General features: G+C 68.9%; 8 protein-coding genes. 4 read left to right on the plus strand and 4 right to left on the minus strand.

Annotation, left to right across the window (positions count from 1 at the left end; all coding sequences use genetic code 11):
* Positions 1 to 111: 111 nt before the first annotated feature.
* From OG395_RS09705 to lpdA, 4 genes are all read right to left on the minus strand, one after another.
* The gene (locus OG395_RS09705; RefSeq protein ID WP_327242513.1) at positions 112 to 804 is read right to left on the minus strand and encodes a GlxA family transcriptional regulator; all 693 of its coding nucleotides are present in this window, start codon (positions 802 to 804) and stop codon (positions 112 to 114) included.
* 587 nt (positions 805 to 1,391) lie between these two features.
* The gene (locus tag OG395_RS09710) at positions 1,392 to 3,542 is read right to left on the minus strand and encodes a zinc ribbon domain-containing protein (protein WP_327242514.1); all 2,151 of its coding nucleotides are present in this window, start codon (positions 3,540 to 3,542) and stop codon (positions 1,392 to 1,394) included.
* Positions 3,543 to 4,339: 797 nt separating this feature from the next.
* On the minus strand, positions 4,340 to 5,251 hold the full coding sequence (locus tag OG395_RS09715) for an aminoglycoside phosphotransferase family protein (RefSeq protein WP_327242515.1): 912 nt from the start codon (positions 5,249 to 5,251) through the stop codon (positions 4,340 to 4,342).
* 441 nt (positions 5,252 to 5,692) lie between these two features.
* A complete protein-coding gene (lpdA, locus tag OG395_RS09720; RefSeq protein WP_327242516.1) occupies positions 5,693 to 7,105 on the minus strand; it encodes a dihydrolipoyl dehydrogenase in 1,413 nt (470 codons plus the stop codon).
* A 535-nt stretch (positions 7,106 to 7,640) separates the two neighbouring features.
* On the opposite strand from lpdA, the gene OG395_RS09725 reads away from it, so the two are divergent.
* The 4 genes from OG395_RS09725 to OG395_RS09740 all read left to right on the plus strand — a co-directional run bounded on the left by OG395_RS09725 (position 7,641) and on the right by OG395_RS09740 (position 12,495).
* Positions 7,641 to 8,621: a TrmB family transcriptional regulator gene (locus OG395_RS09725; protein WP_327242517.1), complete on the plus strand. Its 981-nt coding sequence runs from the start codon at positions 7,641 to 7,643 to the stop codon at positions 8,619 to 8,621.
* Positions 8,612 to 8,809, plus strand: coding sequence for a hypothetical protein (locus OG395_RS09730; protein ID WP_327242518.1), 198 nt, complete (start codon positions 8,612 to 8,614; stop codon positions 8,807 to 8,809). The genes OG395_RS09725 and OG395_RS09730 overlap by 10 nt, the downstream gene beginning before the upstream one ends.
* A gap of 151 nt (positions 8,810 to 8,960) precedes the next feature.
* Positions 8,961 to 11,678 carry a M4 family metallopeptidase gene (locus OG395_RS09735; RefSeq protein ID WP_327242519.1) on the plus strand — a complete coding sequence of 906 codons (2,718 nt, stop codon included), beginning with the start codon at positions 8,961 to 8,963 and terminating at the stop codon, positions 11,676 to 11,678.
* 337 nt (positions 11,679 to 12,015) lie between these two features.
* Complete coding sequence (locus OG395_RS09740; RefSeq protein WP_327242520.1) at positions 12,016 to 12,495, plus strand: MarR family winged helix-turn-helix transcriptional regulator; 480 nt, start codon at positions 12,016 to 12,018, stop codon at positions 12,493 to 12,495.
* Positions 12,496 to 12,612 lie beyond the last annotated feature (117 nt).

Consider the following 12,612-nt stretch of genomic DNA (forward strand, 5'->3'; position numbering starts at 1 on the left):
AAACTTGCCCGGAACGCACCAGGCGTCACACCCAGGTGTCGCACAAACGCTCTGCGGAGCGATTCGGGTGAGCCGAACCCTGTGCGCCGCGCTACTACCGGCATGGGGTCATCACCCCGTCTCCAGCAGCACCTGCGCAGCTTCCAGCCTGACCTGCTCCACATACCGGGCCGGAGTGGTTCCCACCTCTCCGTAGAAGAGCCGGTTCACGTGACGGACGCTGACGCCTGCCCCGCGGGCCATGGCCGACAGCGTGTGATGGGCCCCAGGGTTTTCGGCGACCGCGTCCAGGACCCGGCGGAGCATCTCCAAGCGGGTGTGCGGGGCCCGGGAACGGGCGCTGAGCTGGGACTGGCCACCCGGTCGCTGCATGAAGACGACCATGTCCTTGGCAACCGCTCGAGCGACCTCCGCACTGTAGTGATCTTCGACGAGCGCCAAGGACAGGTCGATACCGGCGCTGACACCTGCCGATGTCATCATCCGCCCGTCCCGCACGAAGATGGCGTCCGGTTCGACCTTCACGGACGGGAAACGCAGGGCCCGTTGCTGTGACTGCCGCCAGTGCGTCGCGGCGCGACGGCCATCCAGAAGTCCGGCCGCGGCCGGCAGAAACGCTCCCGTGCACACCGATGCTGTGCAGCGGGCCTTCTCATTCAGTTGCCGGACAACATCCAAGAGCGCGTCGTTCTTGATCAGCGTCTCCCATTCCGGACCGCCCGGGATCACCAGAACGTCGCACGGCTCACCTACGTCATCGACGGAAAGGTCAGCGCTGAGGCGGCTCCCGGCGGGGGTGGTCACCTCCGCCCCGTCCTCGGACGCAATCTGCACCCGATAACGCCCGCCGAAATCGTTCGCCTACGCGAACACCTCAATGGGACCGGTCACATGGAGCAGCCGCGCTCCTGGGAAGACGAACACTGTCACGGTGAGCGGGCCCGCTCCAGGGCGCTGGTGGTTCATCGGATGCCTCCGGGCCGTGCGCGGTGTGCACACTGGATCGATAATGCCGGCGCCGGCATGTTCACCAGCGCGCCGCCGCCGCTTCGGGTCAGGATCGAGGCGAAGGCCCGACAAATGGCCCAGGCGCCGAAGCACTTGACCTCCAACACCTGATGCACTCCCTCGAACGTGCCCTGGCCAGTCGAAGACGGGATCGGTGGTGCGGGTGGCGCCTGACTTCCTGGAAACCGGGTGTGGGAGCAACGGTGAGGGTGCCGTAGCCGACTCGTTGAGGCGCTGGTCGGTGAGTCCTCCCGGCCAGGTCGGGGAGCGGATCACGGCCGACGCCGGACCGCCGTTCGTCGGATTTCCATGTACTCATCATGCGTCTGTGACCAGCACCGATGCTACGACCGGCTTACTCCCTGCTGGGAGGCAAAGCGTCTCTAGAACTCTGTGTGTGCCTGTGGTTTCCGGGCTTTTCGGGCGCGGCGTGGCCGTGTGCGGTCGCCTGGGCGGGGTCCGATCCTCGGGGTGAGGGGGTGGACTGCGGTGGCGTGCAGGTGGTGGAAGCCGGTCCGCTCGGCGGCGCGGGTGCGTCGTCGACAGGTTCTGCGTGAGAGCCGCCTGCGTCCGGGTGGAGGAAGGTCTTCCTCAGGCCGTACATGGGCGGGTACTCCATGACCTGGCACCGGCCCGGTGGGGGTGGGTGTCTGGGTGTCATGCCCCGCCGGACGCTGGACCATCCCGGTGGGGGTGGTGGCGGGGACCGTACGCGCATCGGGCATACGGCGGGAAGTCTTCGGGCCCGGGGCCTGCCCTCGGGCGGCGCGCGGGGCGCCTCGGTGCTGGGGACCGGTGGGCCTGCTGGGGGTGGGGTGACCCTTGCCCGGGGTGGTCTTCGGCCCGTCCGGGCGGGGCGGGGCCGTCTGTGCTTGGTGTTGGCGGCGCATGCGGCGGGTGGTCTTCTTCGGGCGGCGGACCGGGGTCACGGTGCCGTCGACGGTGGTGCGGATGGTGCGGGTGTGGGTGGTGGGGTCGGTGGTGGTGTGGGTCTGGGCGAGCAGGCCGCGGGAGACGATCCGGCGGGCGGCGGCATGGTCGCGGTCCATGGACAGCCCGCACCGGGTGCAGTGCGCCCATCTCCAGCCGCGTTCGGCCAGCCGGTCGGGGGCAGGGTGGTGGGTCAGGGCGCCCAGGCAGCCGGGGCACAGCCTGGAGGTGCCGCGGGCCGGGACGGTGACCACCGCGATGCCCGCCTTCGCGGCCAGGTGCCGCATCGCCTCGGCCACGGTGCCGCGCACCTGCCCCGACAGGCGGGCATTGCCACGTCGGTGGCCTCGGGCTTCGAGGGTGGCGAGGTCTTCGAGGTAGATGACGCTCGCGCCGAGCGCTGCCGCCTGGTCGACGGCCCAGCGGGCCGCCGCCCGGGCCAGTGCGTCGTTCAGGTGCCGGATCCGGGCACACACCCGCCCGTGCTCGACCTCCAGCACCCGGGCCCGATCGAGGTGTTCGCCCCAGCGAAGGTGCGGGGAGCCGAGGCCGTCCGCGAGGGCCCGGTGGTGATCGCGCTTGGCGGCGAGGTGCTCGCGGACGCCGCGCAGCCGGTGCAGGGTGGCGCTGACGGTGGTGGCGTCGAAGATCAGGGGCCGCCCGTCGGTGAGAACCCGCCGGGTCTGTCCTTTGCCGGTCAGGCGGCCGAGCGTGCCGGTGAGCAGGGTGCCCACACCCCAGTCGAAGCCGAGTGCCACGGTATGCCCGCTCGCTTTGGTGGCCGGGGCGGGCCGGGAGTGCGGCAGGTCCACCGCGATCCTCCCGGCCCGGGTGGGGCGCAGGGTGGGGGTGTGCAGCACCGAGTCCACCCCGACGGTGCCGGGCAGGCGGATGTCGATCACGTGCCAGGCCCAGTCACGGCCCGAGGCGGGAGCCGCACACAGCGGAAGCTTGAGACGCAAACGGGCGGTGGTCTCGTCCACCCTGGCCAGGGTGACCTGCTGGCGGTCCATCGCGGCAAGCAGCACCAACTCGCCGACCTGCGGCGGCCCCTCCAGCACGCACAATCCGGCGGGCCGGTACCCGTGCTCGGCCACGTACGCACGGATCTGGCGGGTGCGGTTACGGATTTCGGCACCCGCCACCCCGGCGGGCAGCAGCTTCCGCAGCGCCGCCCACTCCGCCTCGGTGCGCCGCCTCGGATCGGTGGGCCAGGTGGCCAGGATCGCGGTCACGATGGTGCGCCGGCGCAGGGCCAGACGCAGAGCCCGGGCCGCGTACTCCTCGGCACCGCGGCGCACCCGGTCCGACACATACACCCCGGCCGGGAGTGTGACGGCCTGCCGCCAGTTCAGGCGGCGCATCGCCATCCACCCCTTGGACGGCAGCGCCTCGCCCCGCTCGTCCACCCCGGCAGCCAGCACGTCCAGCGAGTCCTCGTCCCACCGCGAAGCCACCAGAGCACCGGTCAGCGACTGACTCAACCGGGCCCAAAACCCCACCCGTTCGAACAGCAAGCCCTGCCCGACCCGCTCACCGCTGCTCTCCAGGACACCACGGAAGGCGGTACAGGTGGCCGTCGCCATCAACTTGGCCACACCCATCCCCCCTTCCTTTTCCGCACGATCCCGGTCAGTCCCCCGAAGCGGCCACCCCCGGCGCTTCGATCGGACTAACGAACGACCCTCACACAAGGACACGGCCTTACCGTGTCCCGTCGATCCGCCCGAGCCCTCCGCACCCCGGGGCACCGCAATGCACGGGGAAACCAAGATCGTCGACGTCCCACGACGCAGAGAAGGAGGAACCCCCCTCACAACAACAGCGGAAACCGTTACCAGGAAGGAGGAAACGGGTGGGAGAGTCCGAGGAACCGTCCCAATAACGCGAAGCAGCATCAACCAGCCTGCTTAAGCCAAACCCCCAACAGTTGAAGACCCTTCCAGTCCGCTCATGGGACTCGCGTTTCCTGTGCCTCTGGCCATGCTGCGAGCGGACCATCGCACCGCAACACGGCCCGGGACCGCCCACCGCCCGCCCGGAGGCGGCGAAGCCCGCGAGCCACAGGTAAGCCGTCCGGGGACGGTGAGCGGGCACGGAGGCAGTGACCGGCACGTGTTGTCGACGGCTCCGGACCACGCGAATGTTCGGCCGATGCCGCCGGGCCACCCCCGCCGGACGCAAGGGCGCGCCTCAGGTCGCGGACAAGGAGACGGCGCGTCCGGCCGGACCGGGTCACTGGAATCTGCCGGCCGGGACGCGTACGAGGTGAGCGCCGCGCGTGGGTGCCTGTGAAGGGACGTTCCACACGTTGCGAGGACAGCAGACCCGTGAGAGACCACATGCCAGGGCCCCTCGCCCGACGTGACGTGACGAGCCCGAGTGCGTGTGCACCGCCCGGTCAACGGTTGGCCGACCCTTGACGGCCGGGGCACTCGGAAGCGAGGACCTCACGAATGACGTGACGGGCGTTGGCGGAAATGATCGGGTTTGTATTGCGGTAGTAAGGGAGTTGGATGACGGCCATGGACAGGGCCCAGCCGCGGCCGCGCATCCACGTCGCGTCGTCGACGTCCACGACGTCCCGGAACACCTCCCTGGCCGAGGACGGCAGCAGGTTCCACGCGGGGATCAGATCGCAGGCGGGGTCACCCACCCCGGCAGTGGCGAAATCAATTACCGCGGTGAGCCTGCCTCGCGCGACGAGCAGGTTGCTCGGCATGAGGTCGGAATGCGCCCACTGGGGTGCTGCGCTCCATGACGGCGCGGCAAGCGCGTCCTGCCAGGCGGCCACGGCAGCGTCGGCGTCGAAGAGTTCGTCGGAGTGGCGCAGCTCCTCGATCGCGGCGCGTGTCTCGGCATCGACGGTCGCCAGAGGAGCCCCACGGTAGGCGCTGGGACCGCCTTCGACGTGGGTGTTTCGCATGGCCCTGATGAACTCAGCCAGATCGCATGCCAGGAGCTCGGGCTCGACGAGGTGGTCCTCGACCGGATTCTCACCCTCGATCCACCGGTGTACCGACCAGGCCCACGGGTACCCCTCGGCGGGTTCTCCCGTTGCGACCACGGTCGGAACAGTGACGGGCAGAGCGGACGCGAGCGTGGGCAGCCACCGTTGCTCCCGTTCCAGATCCTCGACGCCTCCCTCCCTGAGGGGAAGCCGGACGGACAGCGCGTCACCGAGCCGGTACACCGCATTGACGGTACCCCCGGAGGCGAGCCGCTCGACCGGCAGATCCGCCCACTGCGGAAACCGCCCACTGACCAGCCTCCTGACGAGGTCTGCGTCGGTGTCCGTCTCATCAGCATGCATCTTGACCATCCGTCAAAGAAATCGCCCGGGTGCTCCAACCGTCAACTGATTTCGCCCTCGCGACGCGCATCGCCGGGCGCTGAGCCATGCCCACCCCTTCGTCTCACCCCCACGATCTCCACCTGAACGGGTGTTGGGCCAATCCGCCGGTCGGTCGGCTCCGAATGACGGGCGTGACGATCTCCGGTACCACTCCGACTCACGGCGCGGCCGCCGCGCTCGCTGACGGTTGCCCAGCTCGTATCGGCCGCCGTCGGACCCGAGGCAGGTCCGGGGACCGCAGTCGGCGGTGCTGCGCTCGACGGCACGCGCACGGACGTGCCGGCGCTCTCCGTCGTCGTCACCGTCGAATTGCCTCGTCCCGGCCCTGAGCAGCCCCGGCATCCGGCCCCCCGGGTCCGGGGCAGGCGGAGTCCGGGGGCAACGTGTGGCGCCGCCTTCTCACATGTTGATCATGTGCCCGGCGAGTCCGTGTACGGCCTCCTTGACCGCCTCACCAAGTGTCGGGTGTGCGTGGACATTGCGAGCGACCTCATGAACCGTCAGGTCCCACTGCTGGGCCAAGGTGAGCTCGGGCAGCAGTTCGGTGACGTCCGGGCCGACGAGGTGGCCGCCGATGATCTCGCCGTACTTCGCGTCGCTGATCAGCTTCACGAAGCCCGTCGTGTCGCCCAGGCCGTGCGCCTTGCCGTTCGCGGTGAAGGGGAACTTGGCGACCTTGACGTCGAAGCCCTTCTCGCGTGCCTGCGCCTCGGTCCAGCCGAAGCTCGCGATCTGCGGCTGGCAGTAGGTGGCGCGCGGGATCATCGGGTAGTCGAGCTCCATGGTTTCGGCTCCCGCGATGGTCTCGGCCGCCATCACACCCATCGCCTCGGCGGCGTGCGCGAGCATCAGCTTCGCGGTGACGTCGCCGATCGCGTAGATGTGCGGAACGGAGGTGCGGCAGCGGCCGTCGACATCGATCGCGCCGCGCTCGGTGATGCGTACGCCCGTGCTCTCCAGACCGTAGTCGGTGACGTTCGGTGTGAAGCCGATCGCCTGCAGAACCTTGTCGGCCTCCAGAACCTGCTGCGCGCCGTCCTTGCCGGTGACCGTGACGCGGACCTGCGGTCCGGACTCGTCGATCGAATCGACGCGGGTGGAGGTGAGCACACCGATGCCCAACTTCCTGTACTGTCGCGCCAGTTCGGCAGAGACATCCGCGTCCTCCAGCGGCGCCATCCGGTCCAGGAACTCAACGACGGTGACCTTCACGCCGTAGTTGTGCAAGACATACGCGAATTCGACGCCGATCGCGCCGGCGCCCGCGATCAGGATGGACTGGGGCAGGTCCTCGGCAAGGATCTGCTCTTCGTACGTCACCACGCGAGCGGTACGGCGGGTCCCGGGCAGCAGCTTCGGAGTCGCTCCGGCGGCGATGATGCAGTGGTCGAAGTTGATTGTCCGGGTCGAGCCGTCGAATTGGGCCACGTCGAGCGTGTGCGAGTCCACAAACGTGCCACGGCCGCTGATCTCCGTGATCCCGTTCTTCTTCATCAGGTAGTGGACACCTTTGACCCGGCCGTCCGCGACACGGCGACTGCGCCGGAACGCCTCGCCGTAGTCGAAGGACACCTGCCCTTCGACCTTGATACCGAAGGTCTTGGCCTCGCGCGTGACGATGTGCGCCAGTTCGGCGTTGCGCAGCAATGCCTTGGTGGGGATGCAACCGACGTTCAGACAGACGCCGCCCCAGTATTTGGCCTCGACGACGGCGACGCGCTTGCCCAGCTGGGCAGCGCGAATGGCGGCGACATATCCGCCTGGGCCTGCTCCGAGTACGACGACGTCGAAGCGCTCACCCTGCTCATCCATGGAAATTTCCTTTCTGATGGGGATCGGCCCGGCCTCCGTTGAGAGCCGACTCATCCTGGTCGAACAGCCTGTGCACCCGGCTCGGCGGCTGTGGTTTCCGACACCCGTCCGCGGCAGGAATCACCCGGAAGGCAATGCGGGCGATCGCTCCGCCGGTCACCTCGTCGATCGCCTTTCCGTCTCCAGCAGCATCCTCCATCAGTCACCAGGGCGCGCTCCAGCCTGCACGCCGCTCTCGCGAGCTGACCTCTTCGGCCCTTCCCTCGGTCGGCTTCCGAAGCTTCCACAGCACGGTCACGGTTGTCCGTATGCGGCTTCGGCTCGGTGCTGACCCATGGCTGATCGCGACGAGTCCGCCGCGCGCGATGCCCCCTGCCCAAGCCATCGCCCGCAGCCGACCGCCCCGAATGGCGTCCTATCACGCACGGGGTCAGCCGGATAGTGTGATCACCGGGCGGCGGCGGTAGGACGACAAGGGGGCGGGGACAGTGGCCGAAGGTGCGGCAGGGACCGGAGCACTCCGGTGTCGCGGCGTGTGTCCGTTGCAGGCGTCCTGTGTTTCCCGGCGCCACTGCGTCGAAGGACGGCACTGAGCGCCGACGGCCCTCGCCCGTCGGGCGGCGCCCCCGTCGCGCCGGATGCGGCAGAGGCCTCCCTGCTCACGTTCCTCGGCCTGGAGCCGATGGAGGACGCCGTGTACCGGCTCCTCGTCGACCGGCCCGACAGTGAACCGGCCGCGCTCGCGGGCGAGTCGACCGGGCGTGTCGAGGAGGTCGCGCGCGCCCTCGACGTCCTGGTGGAACGCGGTCTCGCCAGCGCCCAACCCGTCGGCGACGCCGTCCTCCGCTACCGGGCCTCCTCCCCCGTGCTCGCTCTCGGCCCCCTGCTGGAATCCCGGAGGGCGGCCTTGCACCGCGTCGAGTCGCTCGTGACAACCCTTGCCGAACGTCACCGTTCCGCCCAGGCCCATGCCTCGGGAGCGCCCATCGAGGTGCTGTCGGGGGCGGCTGCGATCCGGCGCAGGCTCCTGCTGATGCAGGATCAGGCCACCATCGAGGTATGCAGCATGATTCCGCTGCACGATTACCACGCGGTGATCACCTTCGAGGACAATCACGACGAGATCGAGAACGTGCTGATGCGGCGCGGGATCGCCATCCGGGGCGTCATCGAGCGCGACTGGCTCGAACGTCCCAAAACAGCGGCGACCATAGCCACCTATGCAGCCCAGGGTCAGTACATCTCCGTCGTCGACAAGCTGCCCATCAAACTGATCATCGTCGACCGGCGGATCGCCCTGCTGCCGCTCGCCCCGGTCGCGAAGGCATCGACCCGGTCGCGCTGGTCGTGCACGGTACCGGACTGCTCACCGCGCTCAGTTCGCTCTTCGAAGCGCATTTCGAGAGAGGCTGGCGCCTGCTTCCCTCCGACACGGATCCCAGGGCCGGGCACGCCGACGGAGCCGAACTCGACGCCGTGGACCGCCAGATCGTCTCCCTGTTGTACGTGGGACTGACCGACGCGGCCATCGCCCGTCAGCTCGGCATGGGGCACCGTACCGTCCAGCGCCGCCTGCAGTCCCTCATGGTCGAGGTGGGGGCAGCCACGCGTTTCCAGCTCGGCTGGCATGCGGCGTGCAGCGGCTGGCTGGACGAGGCCGACTCGCAAATCGCTCCGAACCGGATTGAAAACAACGCTATGTGAGGCGTATTTACGCCGCGGCGTGTTCACGCCAGGGACATCCCTTGTACGCGCCGCCGACCCTGCCCAAACATCTAGGCACCGACCGCGTGGGGCTCCCGCACCTCACGCAGCTGAGCGATTTCACCCAACAGTGCGATAGGGGAGGGTTCACGTGTTCCCGACACGTCAAAGAGGGCTCCGCCGTGTCCTGGCCGCCGCAGTGGTCGTCGCGGCCACCGGCTCGACGCTGCTGACGTCACCGGCCTGGGCCGACGAGGAAGCACCGCCGGCCACCACCGTGACCGGCGACCGGGTGCCCGTCGCACCCGCCATGACTCAGCGTCTCGACGACACCGTCCGTGAGGGCACTCCGGCCCAAGCCGCACGGGCGCATCTGAAGGCCCACGAGGACACCTACAAGGTTCCGGTCACAGACCTCCAGACCCTGAGCACCAGCAAGGACGGCAAGCAGTCGTCCGTCCGCTTCCAGCAGAAGCACAACGGGGTGCCGGTCTTCGGCGCCGAATACGCCGTGCAGACCGAGGCGGCCGACGGCGGCCAGAGCGTCACCTCCGCCACGGGCACCCTGTTCACGGACCTGTCGGTCTCCACCACGCCGAGCGTGTCCGAGGCCGCCGCCGAGAAGCGGGTGTTCTCCCTCGACCCGACGCTGTCGCGGGTCAAGGGCGCCAAGACCGAGGGCCACGGCCTGATCGTCCTGCCGGACGCCCGAGGCGGCAAGCTGGCCTGGCACTTCACCGTCACCGGCGCCCAGGCCAACGGCAGCCCGGTGCGCCAGGAGGTGTACGTCGACGCGAACATCGGCGGCATCGCCCTCTCTTACAACAACATCGACGCCGCGGACGCCGCACCGGCCAAGGGCACGGGCGTGCGCGTGGACGGCTCCGAGGCGCAGCTGGACATCAACAAGGAGACGGGCGGGTCCTACACGCTCGTCGACTCCACCCGGGACATGTACGCGCGGACCGGCGGCCAGATACGCACCTACGACGCCCAGCGCAAGAGCTACTCGCTCGTGGCGGGCGGCCCGGTCACCGAGGACGTTCCCCTGGCGACCTCCGCGAGCGACCGGTTCGACGGCGTCAGCACCTCATCCGGCGCGGTCGACGCACACGTGAACGCGGCGAAGGTCTACGAATACCTCAAGGACAAGCTCGGCCGTGACGGCGTCGACGGCAAGGGCGGCACGATCTACTCCGTCGTCAACGTCGCGAACAACGGCAAGGACTACGCCAACGCCTTCTGGGACGGCTCCAAGATGGTCTACGGCCACATGGACGGCGTTCCGCTGTCCGTGGGCCTGGACGTGGTCGGCCACGAGATGACCCACGGCGTCACCGAGCACACCGCCGGCCTCGTCTACCTGAACCAGTCGGGCGCGCTCAACGAGGCGATCTCCGACTACTTCGGCAATGCCATGGAGACCGCCGACAAGGGCATCGCGATGAGCGACCCGACGTCCGGCCTCATCGGCGAGTACCTCTGCAACGGCACCAAGCCGCTGGAGGAGTGTGCGCTGCGCGACCTCAACGACGGCCGCAACGCGCAGAAGGACTACGAGCCCATCACGCTCGACATCGACAACGGCGGTGTGCACCACAACTCCACCATCGTCGGTGGCGCACTGTGGGACATCCGCAAGAACATCGACGCGAACCTCGCCGACCGGATCATCTACCGGGCGAGCCAGAACTATCTCACCCCACTGTCCGGCTACACCGACATGCGCAATGCGGTCACCCTGGCCGCGAAGTCCCTGAAGGTCTCAGCTGCCGACCTCGACGCCATCGGCCGGGCCTTCGACGACCACGGCATCGAGGAGGGATGGGAGCAGAAGGCCGGCACCCATGACGGCACCACCATCGGCGCCGACGTCCTGCCCGCGTACGAGGTGTACGGCGGCATCGACGAGCAGGCCGCCCAGATCAGCGGCGATGTCTACGCCATCGGCCACGGTGACGCAATCGCCTGGGACCAGGGCGGTGCCGCCTTCGGTATCACGGTTGGCCGGTTCAGCAAGCAGAACGGCGACTCCGCGCACGAGCTGGCCCAGCAGGACGCCTACCTGCTCGACCCGTCCCTCGACAGCGATCGCGTCGTCTTCACCCGGATCACGGCCGATGGCGTCGGCATCTACCGGGCCGGTGACAAGGGCCAGGGCGAGATCAAGAAGCTGGTCGACGCCCCGGACGCCGACGAGACCGAGCCGGTCACCGAGAACGGCGCCCTCGCCTACATCAGCACCACGCCGGACGGCGAACAGGACGTCATGCTCCGCAAGGCCGACGGCACCACGGTCAACGTGACGCCCGAAGCCGGTACCAAGGCCTCGCGCCTCGCCATGAAGAACGGCACCATCGCCTGGGCCGGTGGCGACGGGACGTACCTGTACATCTACGATATCGCCACGGGTAAGACCCAGAACAAGCGGATCACCGGATTCCTGTTCAACTGGATCTCGGACATCCAGCTCACCTCGGACCGCGTCTTCTACCGCACCAGCGGCGGGTTCCTGATCCCGAGCACCACCATCGGATCGACGCCGGCCGCCGACGTGACCCAGATGAAGAACCTGACCTACCCGAAGAGCCTGTACGTCGCCCAGTTCTCGGTCAGCGACGAGTACTTCGCCTACTCGACCTACGACTTCTGGGGCGCTCTCGGCGCCTGGAACGGCCCGACCAAGGTGAAGGCCTCCACGACGGCGGACGTGCTGGCCGGGAAGAACAACTTCAGCCTCGCCTCCTGCTCCTCCGGTTCGCAGCTGGCCCCGTCGCTCGGTGACGGACAGCGGATCGTCTGGCTGGACACCACGGCCGCCGCGACGGACGTGGTGACGCGCGAGACGTTCGCGGGCACCTGCGAGTAACATCCGTCAACTCGCCGGAGGCGGTCACCGGATCTTCCGGTGACCGCCTCTTCGCGTACGGGTGTCGGCCCGCGGCCTCACAGGACCCCATGCTCGTGATCAACCTGCAAAATGACCCGGCTCCGACCCGGATGAAGGGCGGTCGGGGGATCGGGCACCCGACGCCCCAACCATGGTCGGAGAGTCCGGCTCCGCCCCCGGCGCCCTGGCCCGCAACAACGCGCAGGGCTCCACCGAGCCCCGGCAGCGGCAGCGGCACAACCGGAGTACGAACGACACAGCGTCGAACCAGATGCCTCCTTTGACATACCTATGACACCAGACCTAATATCGCGGCATGCCCGATTCCCGCGCGTCCGTTCAGGACATCGACCGCGTAGCCTCCGCGCTCGCGGCGTGCCTGCCTGCGCTGAATCGGTCCCTCGATCGCCGGGTCGCCCGGGATTTCCCGAGGCCCAAGCCACCTGAGGGTCAGCTCGCGCTGCTGCGGTTCGTCTCGCAGCAGGAGGGCGCCACGGTGCGCGAAGCCGCCGACGCCCTTCTGATGCGGCCGAACAACGTCAGCGCCCTGGTCTCCCAGCTCACCGAGGAAGGGCTGCTGGAGCGCCGGCGGGACGCCGGCGACAAGCGGATCGCGCATCTGTATCCCACGTCCAGGGCTCGACGGGAGCTGGCCGAGGTCCGGCGTCTCGAAGGTGCGCACATCTCCCGCGCCCTGCAGTCCCTCACGGACGGTGAGATGGACGCCTTGGGTTCGGCAGTGGGCGCGCTGAATGCGCTGGCGCAACACCTGCATCCCGCGCCCGCGCCCGAATAGATCCCGCAGTCCCCCGCCCGGGACGCGACCCACCGCGCGCACGGCTGTCTCTGTGCCCGCGGAGCCTTCCCCTGCCCGGAGACGGAACGCTCCGACCGCCCTCGGCGGTCGGGGCAC

Source organism: Streptomyces sp. NBC_01320, assembly GCF_035974375.1.
Classification (GTDB): domain Bacteria; phylum Actinomycetota; class Actinomycetes; order Streptomycetales; family Streptomycetaceae; genus Streptomyces; species Streptomyces yanii.